The sequence below is a fragment of the Enterococcus sp. AMC1157 genome (genome assembly GCF_058216555.1).
The window spans coordinates 973,452-989,206 of record NZ_CM177099.1 but is presented as its reverse complement, the minus strand read 5'-3'; the positions used below and the strand labels follow the sequence as shown (position 1 = coordinate 989,206).

The following is a 15,755-nucleotide window of genomic DNA, read 5'->3' as shown; positions in this document are numbered from 1 at the left end:
AAGCTAGTGAGATGGTATCCGCAATTTCAATCAAACTTAAATTTTCGTTTTTAGAAAATTTAAATACATTAAAAGAAATAAGGTGAGACAAAGTGAAAATCCAACTATTATCTAATGAAAAGGAACGGTTAGAACCATTAGTGCAATTGCTGAATCTAAACTTGCTGTCTACGACCAGTTTTGTTTCAAGTCACATAGAACAACATCAGGATGTAACAATTGTTTTTCCAGATCAGTTTTCAAATTATGAGTGGCATCAAGTAATGGAAGACAAACACAAAATTTGGTATATATTATTAGATGACTGTTTAACAGAAGAAGAGAGAATTACTTCATTAGAAGATGGCATTGATGCAATTTGGTCAGTTCATTTGAGTGATCAGGAAATTTTGGCAAGAGTGAAAGCCGTGCTACGAATTATAGAGAAGCAAAATTTACCCGATGTATTGAGTTTTAATGAAGGAGAAATTTTGATAGAGCCAGAAACAAAGCAAGTTCGAGTAGAAGATAGGAAAGTTGAATTGACCGCATCTGAGTATCAGTTGTTGTTACATTTTATGCAACATCCTAATCGTATTTATTCTCGTGATGAATTGTTGGTACTATTAAACAATCAACGAGGAATGAATCGAGCCATTGACACTCATATTAAAAATTTACGAAGAAAAATTAAACTAAATCAACGTTCCTTTAATTATATTAAAACCATTCACGGAAGAGGATATAGATTTCAATTTCAAGAATAATAGAAAAGAGGTAGCAGTCATGTCACAAACGAAACGAGAAATGTATGAGTTGTTATTATTACAACAAAAGGGTCTGTTAGAATCAGAATCAAATTGGGTAGCTAGTTTATCAAACTCCTCAGCATTATTAAATCAAACGTTAAAAGATACAGTTTTTGCAGGATATTATTTATTTGATGAAGGGGAACTAATTTTAGGACCTTTTCAAGGGAAAGTTTCTTGTACACGCATCAAGCTCGGAAAAGGTGTGTGTGGAGAGTCCGCAGAAAAAAGAATCACTTTAATTGTAGGCAATGTAAAAGAACATGAAAATTATATTTCTTGTGACTCAGCAGCAATGTCAGAAATTGTTGTTCCCATGGTAAAAAATGGAGAGTTAATCGGAGTATTGGATATTGATAGTGGGCTAACTGATAGTTACGATGAAATTGACCAAGAATTTTTAGAAAAATATGTAGAATTGTTATTAACAATTAAATAGGAAAAAAAGACTCTGATAGAAAGTTTCTTGCATATTGATACCAATTTAGGGGAAGATTCTCCATTGCAAGTACTTTCTATCTGAGTTTTTTTATGTATAGCAAGAACTAATTGCCATTTCCTGAGATAATACGATATAACCAGTCAAATGGTACAAAGAAAAAATCTGCCATGTATATCGCCTCCTTCTAATATAATGGTAGCATGAAAAACGATTACAGGTTGTTTTTTTTTGTTACAGTTTTGCAAATAAAAAAAGACATTTATGACAGAGGATTAGTCAAGACAGGTCAGTACATTTTGATTGAATTTATTCATGAGTGTGCTATAATAATTATTGGTAGTGATACCCCTTTTTAATAAAGGGGGCGTTACGGATTCGACAGGCATAGTTCGAGCCTGAATTGCGTTTCGTAGGTTACGTCTACGCTAAAACGTTACAGTTAAATATAACTGCTAAAAACAATAACACTTACGCTTTAGCTGCCTAAAAACAGTTAACGTAGATCCTCCCGGCATCGCCCATGTGCTCGGGTAAGGGTCCTATTCTAAGTGGGATACGTAAGTTCTTTCCGTCTGCAAGAACTTAAAGAGAACATCAGACTAGCGAAATAGATAGCCTGTCACTCGGCGATTTATCAAGCGAATCTTTTAAATGGAGCTGACTATGAACGTAGATTTTTAGGTAGCGATGTGTTTGGACAGGGGTTCGATTCCCCTCGCCTCCATACAGGCATTTGCTAGTATGAACTTAAAAAAGGTTGTTATATCATTGATATAACGCCTTTTTTATTTGCCCATATTTTTCTAAATAAAAGTTAAGTTATAGTTATTATATCAATGGGTCAGTCAGATTCCAAAAGTAATTGAAGTATTGGGTGCTCTTTTCTCTATGTGCTGTTTTTTTTACTCTTTGAACCAAGTCGAATAATTCAGGATCATCGTCTTGTAAATTTAAAAAGCCAAAAAATTCACCGTATTCCATATCTAATCCACGAATAATTTTCTCTAGGGTATTTATCGTGATATTTATCTCATTTCTTTCAACTCTGCCAAGGTAGGTATAGTCAATGTCAGAGTGTTGAGATAAATCAGTCAGTGTCATTTGTTTTGTGGTTCTACAATATCGAATATGCTTGGCAAGTTTTTCGTTCAACATATTTTGCCACCTCCATCATTTGTACAAATAATATCATTGTTTAACGTTGACATTCTTCCCATCGCCTTGAAGCGCTCTTCTAGATAAAGTAAAATAGAGGTAGAAGGAGGGGGACGGTTGGTATGATTAATAATTTATTTCAACAGCGAGTGGCTAAGAAAAAATTAGCAGAGCTTTCGGGCTATTTTCCAAATCCAGAAGTTCGACAAATTCGAGAAGTGACGACATTGGATGCCAAAGAGTTTGTTAATAAAGGAAAAGTGTGGTTGTCTGATGTGTATAAACCTAATATCTTTGTTGTAATCTCTGCGATGGAAGAAGAATTTGGGAAACAATTACTGAGCAGTCATATAGGAGCTTGGGCCGCAGGGGCGCCATGTTATATTTATTATATTGATACAAACAAATGAATCTTGAATAAAAAAATCTGACGAGTAGTGAACTACTTCGTCAGATTTTATTTTTTTTAAATCAAATCAAAATGTTTTAAGGCGTGTATGATACCGCCATCGGTATTTGGTTTGGTAATAAAATCAGCCATTTCTTTCAAGCCTGCAACAGCATTCCCCATGGCAATCTTATTATCACAAGCTTCTAGTAAAGCAAAGTCGTTATTGCCATCGCCAAAACCAAAAGTAGGAACATCTTCTAAGTTCATAATCTTTTGAAGACGTTTGATTGCTGTTCCCTTTGAAGTTCCTCGATTCACGATATCAATAGAAAAAGGACCATTTCGATAAAAAGTTAACTCAGGAAAAGCAGCATGATAATCTTCATCACCATCTTGAGACAAGACAAGCAACATATTTACATCTGTATCTTGATAGCCTAAAGGATTAATTTCTGGTAAGCGACTTTTAATATGACCATACGCATTTACCGTATTATCATCATGATGAGTTGACCAATAATTAGATGGATTATAAAAAGACAGTGAATGTTTCTTGTCACGAACGGCGTTAATCATTCGTTCAGAAATTTTTGGATCAATTGTTTCATTATAAACTATTTCGCCGTCAACACGAATAAAGGCACCATTCATCACGATATTAGAAGTAATGCCAGCTGTTTCACGAATTTCGTAGATTTCAGCTTCTGTTCTTCCTGTAGCAATCACTGGTAGTACGTTGTTTTGTTTTAATTGTGCCATAGCTTGGGCGATTTCTGGTGTGATTTTAGATTGACCATCTAAAAGTGTTCCATCTAGATCAAAAAAAGCAAGTGCTTGGTAATTCATAAATAAATCTCCTTTGTTGATTAAAAGCTCAAACTTGTGAGCCTAGATTTTAGTTTAACTACTACAATCATAGCAAAAATTGAAAAAAACACAAAGGATTGTTGAATTAAGTGTGAAGTTATTGGTTAGGGAGAAAATTTCGAGTATACTAATAGCAGAGTGAAGAGGAGTGACAGTATGATTTTTTTATATCTAGGAAGTATTCTTTTAGTAATTGGTGGAGCGTTTTTTATTTTCCCCGCAAAAAGTGATAATTTGGTTTACGGTTATCGCACACCACTATCTAAAGAATCGGAAGAAAATTGGAATTATGCCCAAAAAATTAGCAGTCGCTTTTTGTTATTATTTGGTGCAGTGATGACAATTATTGGTTTTTTATTAAAGTCAACTGGAAATACGAATTTTTTTATTATAGAAATGCTAGCCGTCCCTTGGTTTATTGCGCCAATGTTTGGCTTGATTGAGACAAAATTAAAGCAATTTGATAAAGAACGTAGAGGTGAAAATGATGAATATTTTAATGATTGAAGACAATGAATCAGTAGCAGAAATGATGCAAATGTTTTTTTTAAATGAAGGCTGGGAAGCAACATTTAAGTATGATGGGAAGGAAGGGCTAGATACGTTTTTAGCAGAACCTAATAAATGGGACATGATTACTCTTGACCTGAACTTGCCTGGTATGGATGGGATGTTAGTGGCTAGAGAAATCCGTAAAGTGTCTAGTAATGTACCAATTATTATGTTAACAGCTAGGGACTCGGAAAGTGATCAAGTGATTGGTCTTGAAATGGGAGCAGATGATTATGTCACAAAACCATTTAGTCCGTTGACTTTAATTGCTCGAATCAAGGCCTTGCATCGTCGTAGTGAACTAGTTGAGAAAGTACCAACTACAGAGGATAATCAAAGTTTTGACGTTGAAACAGAGCATTTCAAAATGAACGTGAAAACCAGAGAAGCCTATCTAAATGGTGAAGCCATCGAAGGTTTAACCCCTAAAGAGTTCGATTTGTTGCACACCTTAGCAAACAAACCTCGTCAGGTATTTTCTCGTGAACAATTATTAGAACTTGTTTGGGATTATCAATATTTTGGCGATGAGCGGACAGTTGATGCCCATATTAAAAAATTGCGTCAAAAAATTGAAAAAGTAGGACCACAGGTGATTCAAACCGTTTGGGGCGTAGGCTATAAATTTGATGACTCTGGTGTTGCCTAATGCGTTATCTATATCAACAACTCTTAGCCTTTTGGATCGTTATTTTTATTACCTTAATGACTTTAGGGATTTCCTTTATTCAAATGACGAAAACAACGATTGAGGAAAATAATTACAAGCAACTTTATGGTTATGCCAAAGCCGTGGGAGAAGCGGTGACAATGCGTAATCAGATGAACCCAAGTTTTGATTTAGAGAGTGACTTGATTACCGCCTTAAGTTATTCTGAATTAACCCTTAATCCGCAAAATGTCACTTTTATCTTTCTAAAAGCTGACCAAGAAGTCTTATATCCTGTGCATGTGGACAAGCCAATTATTTTTCCAGATGCAAGCAATTGGGAAAGTATTCAAGAAGGGCAACAACAACAATTTACTGATTCCTTTAATATTTTTGGTGAAAAGGAAACAACTTCTTATACGATGTTACCTTTTAATGTGAACAGCAATTTCTTTGGAACCTTGATTGTCACTCAACCGGCTCAAAATGTACGTGATACAACAAATGAGTTTACTTTTAACTTAATTAAAGGCTTTGCCTTGTCAGGCATTGTGGCACTGGTGATTAGTTATATTTATGCTACCTTCCAAGTACGAAGAATCAATCGCATGAAACGGGCAACAAAAGAAGTAGCTAATGGGAACTTTGATAGTATTTTACCTGTGCATAATCGAGATGAGTTTGATGAATTAGCAGAAGACTTTAACCATATGACGAATTCTTTGAAGGAATCTCATGAAGAGATTGAACGGCAAGAGGAACGTCGTCGGCAATTTATGGCGGATGCTTCTCATGAAATGCGGACACCTTTGACCACTATTAATGGTTTGTTAGAAGGCTTAGAGTACCATGCAATTCCTGAAGATCAACAAGAAAATGCGATTCGATTAATGAAAAATGAAACTGAACGTTTAATCCGTCTAGTAAGTGAAAACTTAGATTACGAAAAAATACGTACGAATCAAATTTCAATTGTAGTCAAAAAATTTAATGCAACGGAAGCTTTACAAATGATTGTGACTCAATTAAAAGCAAAAGCTGCCGCCGAAAACAATCAATTGATTTTGGAAACAGCAGAAGATATTGATGTTTTTGCAGATTATGATCGATTTGTACAAATCATGGTGAACATTATCCAAAATGCGATTCAATTTACAACAGACGGAGAAATTCGTGTCAAAATTGAAAAAGGCTATCTGGAAACCATTGTCCAAATTTCTGATACTGGTATTGGGATGAATGAAGAACAAATAGTTAATATTTGGGATCGATATTATAAAGCCGATCCTTCAAGAAAAAATCGAAAATTTGGTGAATCTGGTTTAGGATTACCGATTGTTCAGCAACTCGTTCGTCTGCATAAAGGTCGAATCGATGTAGAGAGTGAGTTAGGCAAAGGTACTACGTTTACGATTACTTTCCCAGATATTGAAATTAAAGAATGATACATGACAAAAAAATCCAAAGACTATCGATAGTCTTTGGATTTTTTGTGTATATCATAATTTTCATTTTACTTTAGACTTGCAAAACTTGATCAATGTAAGGAGTATTTGCTAATTGTTCATCAGAACTGAACAAAATAATTTTTAAGTGTTTGGACTGTGCAATTCTCTGACAGAAAGGGAGCAACCATTGAATGTTCTGCACAGATAAGTAACCCGAACATTCATGAAGAAATAAAATCCCTTTTTCCTGTAAAAGCTGACGAATCATTTGTAATTTGATTTTTTCTAAAGGCGTTAATTCTTCAATTGAAGTGCTTAAAACCGTTAGAGATAAATCAAACAATTTTAAATAGTGGGGAAGTTTGATTTTTTGAGCTCGCTTTATTTCTATTAACATATTATCCTTCACATTTAGGAAAGGAAGGAGCTGCCAATCCTCATAAATATGCCCCACTTCTTTTAGCATATTTTCAGACTCCTGCCAATCGGGTGTAATTTTTACAAGATAAAAGCCATAATTTAACTGATTTAATCGACTGAAGGATGATTCCATCGATGATACCTCCAAAGACTGTAAATTGAACTAGTTGGTAGATTTATCGCAACAATCGTTACGAATAATCCATAAGCCGTTTGCCAAAAAGCAGTTCCCATAATACGTAGCCATTCTCTGTCTGTAATGTTCAAGGTTCTAAAAAAGGCAGCATTGGTTGTCGGAAAACGGATCAAAAAGCGTTCGAGATTCGTATCTTCTAGTAATTGAATGTTAATAGCTGAACCAAAAAAATGATCTGTGATTTGCATATGGACCATCAAGACTAGGTTAGCAATTTGTTTTTGAAAAATGATTAGTCCCACGATAAAAAACAAAAGGACAAATCCAAAGCCTAAAAGTGCTTCGATTAAGTTTAAACGAATCCACCCTGAGATGGAACTACCAGAATGATACCAGCTTGAAAGTTCCGCTTCTTTTTTACGTTGACAAAGGGTAAAGAAAACAAAAAGAAAGGCGATTAAACTTGTACAACCGACTATGCGTATTTGATGATAGACATTTAATAACTGTCGGCTTGGTTCTTCTATTTGCTGTAAGATAGTTTGTTGCTCTTCTTGGTAACCAGCCATCGATAAGAAGTTAGCAATCTGCTCTCGAATGACTGGAATTAACTGAGCCAGACTGTTGGAAAGGAAAATGACACTGCCAGTCACAATCAATAGCAGAATATAAATACCGGTCATGCGTTTATGATAAGTCATACTAGCAAATGCATACTTTGTCATGATTCTTCCCTCACTTTCTAACACTAAGTATAAAGTAGGAATTTGAAAAAACTATGAACATCTTATAGCAAAAAAAAGAAACCCCTCAATTTTGTGAAAAAATTGAGGGGTTTTCTTTGAATTATTGTTCAGTTTCTGAACTTTCTAGTGTTTCATCTTCTTCGATAACTAGTTCAGGATGGTATTCTTGGTAAGTTTGTGTACGATATAAATCAACCGTTGTTTGGTTCCCGTTTTGAGAAAAGACGCTGGTTGAATTTTCACCAAGTTCATACTCTTTGTCCATCATTTGTTGAAGGATATTTTTGTAACTAAAGTCGCTAGGATTAACAGGGGTTAGGCCACTGTTTGTATGGAATCGTAACAAATCACCATTGTTAATCTTGTCAGACATTTCTAATTGCGTATTAGCAATTTGTTGCAATCGCTCAATCTCAGCTTGTAATTCTTCACTAGGATTTCTAATAGCTAACCCATTACTGTTGTTGTAAAGGGTACCGCCAAAGAAAGTATATTCCGGAGTAACAAAAGCTCCATCACGGAAAACGGCGATTTCTTGACGTTCATCAGAGAATAAATCTTGACCTAGTTGAATATAGTTTTGTGTATCTACTCCTAATAGATGCAACAATGTTGGCATTGCATCAACTTGTGCACTATAGGTATGATTGATTCCCCCTTTATCTTGCCCAGGGATATGAATCATATAAGGAACACGTTGCATTTGTGCGTTATCAAAGTCGTTCCAAGTTGCACTCGATTTACCAACCAATTCTGCTAAGTTACGGTTACGTCCGTTTGATACACCATAGTGATCTCCATATAAAACGAAGATAGAATTGTCATACAAACCAGCTTCTTTTAAGTAGTTGAAGAACTCTTCAACGGCAGTATCTAGATAATTAGCAGTGGCAAAGTAACCATTGATCGTTTCATCAGGTGTGTTTGCCATTGGGAATCCAGCTTCTTCATTAGTAAATTCAGAATAAGGATAGTGGTTAGATACAGCAATAAATTTTGAATAAAACGGTTGTTGCAGACGTTCTAAATATTGAACAGATTGTTCAAAGAACGGTTTGTCATGTAATCCGTATTGGAAGGAATTTTCTTCATTGACATCATAATATGAAGCATCAAAGAAATAATCATAACCAAAACGTTTGTATACTTCATTTCGGTTCCAGAAGTTTCCTGAGTTCCCGTGGAAAACCGCAGTCGTATAATCTTTTGTTTGTTTTAAAATATCTGGAGCTGCTTCAAAGGTATTTTTCCCACCAAATTGAGTAAAGAAAGCTCCTTGGTTCAATCCGAATAAAGAAGTTTCCATCAATGTTTCAGCATCGCTGGTTTTACCCGCTCTGACCTGATGGAAAAAGTTATCAAAACTAAAGGTACTATCGTCATGGAACAAGCTATTCACAAATGGCATAACTTCATGTTCTACACCATCTTCATCTGTTAGCTTGTAATCAATTAAAAATTGTTGAACACTTTCTAAATGAATGTAAATCACGTTACGTCCTTCTGCAAGACCAAATAATTCATCTTTTGGAGCAACATAATGATCATTAACGTAATCTTCGACTTCTTTCATGTCATTGGGACTTGCTTCTGCTCGAACTTGAGTCGTCTTATAAGTTTGAACCGCATCATAAACAGTAAAAGCGTTAATTCCTAGATACTTAACTAAGTAATCTCTAGAAAAAGTTCGAGTTAATAAACCAGTACGATCTGTTTCAGCTAAGAATAGATTTCCTGAGAAAATCATGACGGCTAAAGTAGAAACCGCTAAGGCCATTCTGGCACGGACAGGGCGTTCGTCCATTTTAATCTTTTTACTCATCAATGCTCCGGTTAATAGGATAAAATCAATAAAGTAAAAAATATCAGCAGGTTTAAAGAGTTTTAATGCCGTTTGTCCCAGACCCTCGGAAACTTTGCCGGCTCCTAGCATTGTATTAATTGTAATAAAATCAGTAAATTCGCGGTAATAGGCGATGTTTGAAAATAGTAAGATAGTCATTACTAAGTAGATAAACATCATTGCTATATAAGATAATTTTGTTCTTCTTACATACAACGCAATTGATAGTAATAACAGCGTTGTGGCAATTGGATTAATGAACAAAATAAAATATTGAATGGGGCTTTCAATCCCTAAGTTAAACTCTGTTAAATAAGCTACAATGTTTTTTAACCAAAATAAAACAGCCAACAAGCTGAAAAATCCTAAGCGCGTATTAAAAAAAGATGGTGCTTTTAAGTGTTTCAAGTGAGTAAACCTCTCTTTCTTATTGTATATGAAAGTATTTTTCATCATTTTCAATAGTCTGTTACATTTTACTAGGTACCTATAATAGTGTCAATGAAATTGCTAACATCCCCAGTAAACTTAACGTTTTCTTTGCGAATTTTCATAATTGGATAGTGCTAGCAAGGAAGCTCTGAGATAAAATCTTGAGAAAGTTTAGTGTCATTAGTCGATATCAGAAACAGAAAATTCAATTCACGAAAGCTGTAAAGGCTTTCGTGAATTTCATAGTTGGATGCTTTGTTCGAGAAGTTTCAAGTGCCGATGAATTGTCTTATAGAATAGAAAAGAATCCTTCCTTTAGATTTGAAGTGAACAGACAAAGGAAGTGATTTTTGCTATACTACAGGTAATGAGAATGAAGCAGGTGCAAAAATATGACTAAAGTAAAACTTACCCAACAAGCGGTAAAAAAAATAAAAAGAAATTATCCTCTAGTACAAAAAGAAGATTTAATGCAACCAATTGATACGACAGAGTGGGTGACCTTTGTAGATTCAGCCAATCAAGAAGTCGCAAAAGGTTATCTAGGAAAACAAAATAAAGGAATTGGTTGGGTATTAACGAGAAAAAACGAACCAATCAATCAAGAATTTTTCGAGAAACGATTGGCTCAAGCTAAAGGAAAGCGTCAAGCTTATTATTTTGATGATCAGACGACAGCTTTTAGAGTAGTCAATGGTGAGGGGGATGAACTGGGTGGCTTAATTATTGACATTTATGGTGATTTCGCTGTCTTTTCTTGGTATAACGAAACTTTCTATGCTCAACGAGAAGTAATTGTTTTAGCTTTTCAAAAGATTTTTCCAGAAATTCAAGGTGCTTATGAAAAAATTCGTTTTGACTCTGATTTACCAGAAAGCCAAAAAATGTATGGTACCGATGCTCAAGAACCTTTATTAATCAAAGAAAATGGTATCACCTACGCAACCTACTTAAACGAAGGATTGATGACAGGAATATTTCTTGATCAACGAGAAGTTCGTGGTTATTTAGCAGAAGGCTTTGCATCAGGGAAGTCAGTTTTAAATATGTTTAGTTATACGGGTGCCTTTTCGGTAGCTTCTGCCATGGGTGGTTCCTTGTCCACAACTAGTGTTGATTTAGCCAAACGTAGTCTAGTCAAAACAAAAGAACAATTTGAAGTCAACGGATTAGATTTGGAAGCACAAAAAATTCATGTGATGGATACGTTTGAATATTTTAAATATGCTAAGAAAAAAGATTTGTCTTTTGATTTGATTATTTTAGATCCACCAAGCTTTGCTAGAAATAAGAAGAAAGTGTTTAGTGTTTCCAAAAACTACGGCGAATTAATTGAAGATAGTGTAGACATTTTAAACGATCAAGGAACAATCGTTGCTTCGACCAATGCGGCTAATTTATCGGCAAAAAAATTCCAACAATCAATCGAAGAAGCTTTAGATAAAAAGAACGTTCGGTATCAAAAAGTTAGAGAAGCTCAGTTACCCGCAGATTTTGCCGTTTATGAAGGCTTTCCTGAAGGGAATTATTTAAAAGTATTTTTCTATCAGATTCAAAAATAAACAGGGGGTGTTGTTTTTGTTACAAATAAAAAATATAACGATTGGCGAAGGCCGTCCCAAAATTTGTGTTTCGATTATGGGAGCGACAAAAGAGCCTTTAATTGAACAAGCAAAAAAAGCAAATGAATCGCCGGCAGACATTGTAGAATGGCGTGTAGATTATTTTAACGAGGGAACAGATTCAAAAAAAGTCATTGAAGTGTTAAAAGAACTCCAAGAAGTTTTGACAGATAAAGTATTGTTGTTTACCTTCCGTACAAAAGAAGAAGGGGGAGAGCAAACAATTAGTTTAGGTGCTTATCGAGATTTGTACCTAGTAGTCGCTAATCAGGGCGTAGATATGGTTGATTTAGAATTAGCCAGAGTTGAATTTTTAGGACGAGCTTTTGTGCAGTCTTTAAAAGAAGCTAATACAAAAATCGTCATGAGTAGCCATAATTTTGAGCAGACACCAGTTGATGGGGACCTAGTTTTCCGAGTAAATGTCATGAAACAATTAGGTGCGGATATTGGTAAAATTGCTACGATGCCTAAACAATTACAAGACGTTTTAAGGATCATGGGTTTGGTTAGCAAGGTTCGAGGCTTCCATGAAATGCCTTTAGCGGTTATGGCGATGGGTGATTTAGGGAAAGTGACCCGAATCAGTGGTGAAGTTACTGGTTCAGTCTTTACTTTCGGCTCCTTAGAAGAAGCCTCTGCACCCGGACAAATCCCAGTGGAACAACTGGATCGAATTCTAACTCTTTTACAAGTAGAAAAATAGGAAGTGAAAAAATGGCAAAGAAAAAAGTCACAAAAACCAATGCCATTCGACTAATTGAGCAACAAAAAATTTCTTATACAGAACACGAGTACGAATGGAAAGAAGATCATTTAGGTGCCGATACAGTAGCAAAACAATTGGCAGCCGAGAATATTTTTAAAACGTTGGTGGCAGTGGGCAATAAAAACGGCCCCTTAGTTGCTGTAATTCCGGCCAACAAAGAACTTGATTTGAAAAAAATTGCCAAAGCAAGCGGCAATAAAAAAGTGGAAATGCTCCATTTACGTGACCTAGAAACGACCACTGGTTATATTCGTGGCGGTTGTTCACCAATTGGCATGAAAAAATTATTTCCCACTTATATTGATCAATCAGCAACCACTTTTGCGACCATAACCATTTCAGCAGGACGAAGAGGATTACAAATGGAGCTCGCTCCAAAAGATTTGGCAAAAGTCGTTCGTGGAGAGTTTGTTGATATCACCGAGGAACTAATGAATTAAAAAAATCCAACGATACAGAGGCAAAAAAGCTTCTGATTATCGTTGGATTTTTTGATAACGATAGTTGAATAGAACTGTTGCTGAAGAATATGCTCTTAACGTTGCAATAAAGTACAAAAATGGTAATCATGCACTGAATTTAGGGGAAAAAAGTGCAAAAGCTCAAAGTATGCACCAAAATTAGTCGAAAAAAGTGCAAACCTCAAAAATATGCCCCATAACCAAAACCAAAGAGGCAAAAACTTAATTTTTATCCACAAAAAACAAAAAAACGACCAAAGATTTTGCAAAGTTCTCGCATCAAACTTGGGTCGATTTTTTATATACTAATATTGATAATACGAAGCGACTTCTGCGGCATGAGTGCCTGCAGATCGTCCAGTACAAAAGGCAGCCGTGATATTAAATCCGCCAGTGTAGCCATTGATATCAATCAATTCTCCACCGAAGAAAAGCCCAGGCATGACTTTGCTTTCCATAGTTTTTGGATTGATTTCTTTTAAATGAATCCCGCCACCTGTGACAAATGATTTTTCAATTGGAAAAGTTTTGACGATTTGAATCGGAAAGGCTTTCCATAATTCGATAATTTGTATCAATTGGTCTTCAGTTAATTGATTGGCTGGTAAGTCGGCAATATCTAATCTTTCCAAGTAAAAGTGCAATAAGCGTTCAGGTAAAAAAGGACTTAATGCATTTTTTAAAACTTTTTTGTTATCCGTGATGATTTGTTGAATTTCTTGTGTTAACTGGGATTCCGATTTATCTGGAAAACAATCCAAAATGACAGTTACCGATTCTTGTTCTTCTAATAGTTGATTGACAAAAGAAGAACAGCGTAATGCCGCTGGACCTGAGACACCGAAGTGAGTGAATAATAAGTCCATTTTGTGGATGGTCACAACTTTTCCTGCTTGATTAACCACTGAAAGTTCAATATCTTGCAGGGATATTCCTTGCAAAATTTTTTCTTGAATAAAGGGTTCTTCGGAGATTAACGCTGATTCCGTTGGGTACAAAGGAGTCACCGTGTGTCCGACTTTTTTAGCTAAACGGTAGCCATCACCAGTCGAACCAGTTGAAGGATAGGTGCGACCTCCTGTGGTTAAAATAACACAAGGAGCATAAAATTCTTCAAATTCTGTTTTGACTCCTTTAATTTCCGAATCGAATAATAACTGCTTCACGACAGTATTTGTCGCAATCGTCACATTTAATTCTTTGATTCGATTCACTAAAGCATCAACAATCGTTTTTGATTTGTTCGTCACTGGGAACATTCTGCCGTGATCTTCTTCTTTTAATGAAACTCCTTGAGATTCGAAAAATGCCATTACATCATGATTGTTAAATTGCGCAAATGTACTATGCAAAAATTTTCCATTACCGGGAATGTGTTGAATCAAATCTTCCACATCCCTGTTATTTGTAACATTGCAGCGTCCACCGCCAGTCATCAACAATTTCTTCCCAAATCTTCTATTTTTCTCAATTAATAATACCTTTGCACCGTTCTCTGCTGCTGCGATTGTCGCCATCATACCACTAGTACCACCGCCAACAACAATTACGTCATAGGTCGTATCCATACCTTTCACCTCAATGTAAATAGTTTGAAAATTTAAACTATTTGAAAATTTTGCGTGCAAAACTTTTTTTTTTCTGCTAAAATCATACTACCAAAACAAGGGGGTATTTTCATGACAAATGCATCAGAATATGTAAAAAGTGTCCAAGAAGCGATTCACGCCAAGGATGCGAATCAACCAGAATTTTTACAAGCAGTAGACGAGTTTTTTGCAACGATTGTTCCTTTTTTAGAGAAACATCCGGAGTATGAAGATAGCAACTTGTTAGCACTAATAACAGAACCAGAACGTTTCATCCAATTCCGTGTACCTTGGCAAGACGATCAAGGCAATTGGCAAGTAAACCGAGGCTACCGTATTCAGTTTAACTCAGCTTTGGGCCCTTACAAAGGTGGATTACGTTTCCATCCAAGTGTAAATTTAAGTATTTTGAAATTCTTAGCTTTTGAACAAATCTTTAAAAATAGTTTAACGGGTCTACCGATTGGTGGCGGTAAAGGTGGAAGTGACTTTGACCCTAAAGGGAAATCAGACGCGGAAATCATGCGTTTTTGTCAAAGTTTCATGACGGAATTATCAAAACATATCGGACCAGATACTGACGTGCCAGCTGGAGATATTGGTGTTGGTGGACGTGAAATTGGTTATTTGTTTGGCGCTTACAAACGTCTAAAACAATACGATGCGGGTGTCTTGACTGGGAAACCACTAGATTTCTGGGGGAGCAAAGGACGTACCGAAGCAACAGGTTATGGTGCCGTTTATTTTGTAAAACATTTGTATGCAGACTCAGATGAAACTTTAGAAGGTAAAACAGCGATTGTTTCTGGAAGTGGAAATGTAGCAATTTATGCGATTGAAAAGTTACAACAATTAGGTGCAACACCGGTTACTTGTTCAGATTCAAATGGTTATATCTACGACAAAGACGGGATTGACTTAGAATTATTGAAAGAAATTAAAGAAGTGAAGCGTGAACGTTTAACGGCTTATGCCAAAGAGCGTCCAAATGCAGAATACCATGAAGGTTCTGTTTGGGACTTTGAAGTTTCTGCAGATGTAGCCTTCCCATGTGCAACACAAAATGAAATTAATTTAGATCAAGCCAAAATTTTAGTTTCAAATGGCGTAAAAGTAGTGGCTGAAGGGGCAAATATGCCAAGTACCTTGGATGCAGCAGAATACTTCATCGAAAATGATGTATACTATTGCCCAGGAAAAGCAGCTAACGCTGGTGGAGTAGCAGTTTCAGCTTTAGAAATGAGCCAAAACTCTCAACGCCTAGCTTGGGAAAAAGAAGAAGTAGACGAAAAACTAGACGGTATCATGAAAAATATTTATGAAGCATGCCGTGATACAGCCAATGAATTTGGTGCGGAAAATAACTTTATGTTAGGTGCCAATATTGCTGGATTTGCGAAAGTTGCTAAAGCAATGATTTCTCAAGGACTAGTCTAGTAAGAATT

Annotated in this window: 16 protein-coding genes and 1 other RNA gene; 11 read left to right on the top strand and 6 right to left on the bottom strand. The window is 35.7% G+C overall.

The features are described from left to right. Positions 1 to 92 precede the first annotated feature (92 nt). The 3 genes from AC4BBX_RS04805 to ssrA all read left to right on the top strand — a co-directional run bounded on the left by AC4BBX_RS04805 (position 93) and on the right by ssrA (position 1,957). Complete coding sequence (locus tag AC4BBX_RS04805) at positions 93 to 746, top strand: winged helix-turn-helix domain-containing protein (RefSeq protein WP_490455311.1); 654 nt, start codon at positions 93 to 95, stop codon at positions 744 to 746. A 19-nt stretch (positions 747 to 765) separates the two neighbouring features. Further along, positions 766 to 1,227 (top strand): GAF domain-containing protein, encoded by a 462-nt coding sequence (locus AC4BBX_RS04800; protein ID WP_490455310.1) that lies wholly within the window; start codon positions 766 to 768, stop codon positions 1,225 to 1,227. Positions 1,228 to 1,590: 363 nt separating this feature from the next. After that, positions 1,591 to 1,957, top strand: a transfer-messenger RNA (tmRNA) gene (ssrA, locus tag AC4BBX_RS04795). 101 nt (positions 1,958 to 2,058) lie between these two features. On the opposite strand, the gene AC4BBX_RS04790 is transcribed toward ssrA, so the two are convergent. Further along, positions 2,059 to 2,385, bottom strand: coding sequence for a helix-turn-helix domain-containing protein (locus AC4BBX_RS04790; RefSeq protein WP_490455309.1), 327 nt, complete (start codon positions 2,383 to 2,385; stop codon positions 2,059 to 2,061). A gap of 122 nt (positions 2,386 to 2,507) precedes the next feature. Here AC4BBX_RS04790 and AC4BBX_RS04785 point away from each other — a divergent pair, with 122 nt between their 5' ends. Further along, positions 2,508 to 2,795, top strand: a complete 288-nt coding sequence (locus tag AC4BBX_RS04785) for a hypothetical protein (RefSeq protein ID WP_490455308.1) — start codon at positions 2,508 to 2,510, stop codon at positions 2,793 to 2,795. Between the two features lie 56 nt (positions 2,796 to 2,851). Here AC4BBX_RS04785 and AC4BBX_RS04780 read toward each other — a convergent pair whose 3' ends face one another. Continuing rightward, on the bottom strand, positions 2,852 to 3,622 hold the full coding sequence (locus AC4BBX_RS04780; protein ID WP_490455307.1) for a Cof-type HAD-IIB family hydrolase: 771 nt from the start codon (positions 3,620 to 3,622) through the stop codon (positions 2,852 to 2,854). A gap of 177 nt (positions 3,623 to 3,799) precedes the next feature. On the opposite strand from AC4BBX_RS04780, the gene AC4BBX_RS04775 reads away from it, so the two are divergent. The 3 genes from AC4BBX_RS04775 to AC4BBX_RS04765 are packed head-to-tail and all read left to right on the top strand — an operon-like array spanning position 3,800 to position 6,289. Then, the gene (locus AC4BBX_RS04775) at positions 3,800 to 4,150 is read left to right on the top strand and encodes an SdpI family protein (protein WP_490455306.1); all 351 of its coding nucleotides are present in this window, start codon (positions 3,800 to 3,802) and stop codon (positions 4,148 to 4,150) included. Continuing rightward, positions 4,131 to 4,844, top strand: a complete 714-nt coding sequence (locus tag AC4BBX_RS04770) for a winged helix-turn-helix domain-containing protein (RefSeq protein WP_490455764.1) — start codon at positions 4,131 to 4,133, stop codon at positions 4,842 to 4,844. Before AC4BBX_RS04775 ends, AC4BBX_RS04770 begins: the two co-directional genes overlap by 20 nt. Next, positions 4,844 to 6,289, top strand: coding sequence for an ATP-binding protein (locus AC4BBX_RS04765; protein ID WP_490455305.1), 1,446 nt, complete (start codon positions 4,844 to 4,846; stop codon positions 6,287 to 6,289). Before AC4BBX_RS04770 ends, AC4BBX_RS04765 begins: the two co-directional genes overlap by 1 nt. Positions 6,290 to 6,362: 73 nt before the next feature. Here AC4BBX_RS04765 and AC4BBX_RS04760 read toward each other — a convergent pair whose 3' ends face one another. The 3 genes from AC4BBX_RS04760 to AC4BBX_RS04750 form a co-directional block, all read right to left on the bottom strand. Then, positions 6,363 to 6,845 (bottom strand): hypothetical protein, encoded by a 483-nt coding sequence (locus AC4BBX_RS04760; protein WP_490455304.1) that lies wholly within the window; start codon positions 6,843 to 6,845, stop codon positions 6,363 to 6,365. Further along, positions 6,821 to 7,573, bottom strand: coding sequence for a hypothetical protein (locus AC4BBX_RS04755; RefSeq protein ID WP_490455303.1), 753 nt, complete (start codon positions 7,571 to 7,573; stop codon positions 6,821 to 6,823). Before AC4BBX_RS04755 ends, AC4BBX_RS04760 begins: the two co-directional genes overlap by 25 nt. 121 nt (positions 7,574 to 7,694) lie before the next feature. After that, positions 7,695 to 9,845, bottom strand: a complete 2,151-nt coding sequence (locus AC4BBX_RS04750; RefSeq protein ID WP_490455302.1) for an LTA synthase family protein — start codon at positions 9,843 to 9,845, stop codon at positions 7,695 to 7,697. Positions 9,846 to 10,261: 416 nt separating this feature from the next. Between AC4BBX_RS04750 and AC4BBX_RS04745 the strand changes: the two genes are divergently transcribed. The 3 genes from AC4BBX_RS04745 to ybaK are packed head-to-tail and all read left to right on the top strand — an operon-like array spanning position 10,262 to position 12,700. Next, positions 10,262 to 11,431: a class I SAM-dependent rRNA methyltransferase gene (locus tag AC4BBX_RS04745; RefSeq protein ID WP_490455301.1), complete on the top strand. Its 1,170-nt coding sequence runs from the start codon at positions 10,262 to 10,264 to the stop codon at positions 11,429 to 11,431. 16 nt (positions 11,432 to 11,447) lie between these two features. Beyond that, positions 11,448 to 12,197 (top strand): type I 3-dehydroquinate dehydratase, encoded by a 750-nt coding sequence (aroD, locus tag AC4BBX_RS04740; protein ID WP_490455300.1) that lies wholly within the window; start codon positions 11,448 to 11,450, stop codon positions 12,195 to 12,197. An 11-nt stretch (positions 12,198 to 12,208) separates the two neighbouring features. Continuing rightward, on the top strand, positions 12,209 to 12,700 hold the full coding sequence (gene ybaK, locus AC4BBX_RS04735) for a Cys-tRNA(Pro) deacylase (protein ID WP_490455299.1): 492 nt from the start codon (positions 12,209 to 12,211) through the stop codon (positions 12,698 to 12,700). 326 nt (positions 12,701 to 13,026) lie between these two features. Here the strand turns inward: ybaK and AC4BBX_RS04730 are convergent, their stop codons facing one another. Continuing rightward, on the bottom strand, positions 13,027 to 14,289 hold the full coding sequence (locus AC4BBX_RS04730) for a BaiN/RdsA family NAD(P)/FAD-dependent oxidoreductase (protein ID WP_490455298.1): 1,263 nt from the start codon (positions 14,287 to 14,289) through the stop codon (positions 13,027 to 13,029). Between the two features lie 111 nt (positions 14,290 to 14,400). On the opposite strand from AC4BBX_RS04730, the gene gdhA reads away from it, so the two are divergent. After that, complete coding sequence (gene gdhA / locus AC4BBX_RS04725; RefSeq protein WP_490455297.1) at positions 14,401 to 15,747, top strand: NADP-specific glutamate dehydrogenase; 1,347 nt, start codon at positions 14,401 to 14,403, stop codon at positions 15,745 to 15,747. Positions 15,748 to 15,755 lie beyond the last annotated feature (8 nt).

Coding starts and splice junctions, on each gene's coding strand:
- AC4BBX_RS04800 (WP_490455310.1), top strand. CDS start 766: ATGTCACAAACGAAACGAGAAATGTATGAGTTGTTATTATTACAACAA.
- AC4BBX_RS04790 (WP_490455309.1), bottom strand. CDS start 2,385: ATGTTGAACGAAAAACTTGCCAAGCATATTCGATATTGTAGAACCACA.
- AC4BBX_RS04785 (WP_490455308.1), top strand. CDS start 2,508: ATGATTAATAATTTATTTCAACAGCGAGTGGCTAAGAAAAAATTAGCA.
- AC4BBX_RS04780 (WP_490455307.1), bottom strand. CDS start 3,622: ATGAATTACCAAGCACTTGCTTTTTTTGATCTAGATGGAACACTTTTA.
- AC4BBX_RS04775 (WP_490455306.1), top strand. CDS start 3,800: ATGATTTTTTTATATCTAGGAAGTATTCTTTTAGTAATTGGTGGAGCG.
- AC4BBX_RS04770 (WP_490455764.1), top strand. CDS start 4,131: ATGAATATTTTAATGATTGAAGACAATGAATCAGTAGCAGAAATGATG.
- AC4BBX_RS04765 (WP_490455305.1), top strand. CDS start 4,844: ATGCGTTATCTATATCAACAACTCTTAGCCTTTTGGATCGTTATTTTT.
- AC4BBX_RS04760 (WP_490455304.1), bottom strand. CDS start 6,845: ATGGAATCATCCTTCAGTCGATTAAATCAGTTAAATTATGGCTTTTAT.
- AC4BBX_RS04755 (WP_490455303.1), bottom strand. CDS start 7,573: ATGACAAAGTATGCATTTGCTAGTATGACTTATCATAAACGCATGACC.
- AC4BBX_RS04745 (WP_490455301.1), top strand. CDS start 10,262: ATGACTAAAGTAAAACTTACCCAACAAGCGGTAAAAAAAATAAAAAGA.
- ybaK (WP_490455299.1), top strand. CDS start 12,209: ATGGCAAAGAAAAAAGTCACAAAAACCAATGCCATTCGACTAATTGAG.
- AC4BBX_RS04730 (WP_490455298.1), bottom strand. CDS start 14,289: ATGGATACGACCTATGACGTAATTGTTGTTGGCGGTGGTACTAGTGGT.
- gdhA (WP_490455297.1), top strand. CDS start 14,401: ATGACAAATGCATCAGAATATGTAAAAAGTGTCCAAGAAGCGATTCAC.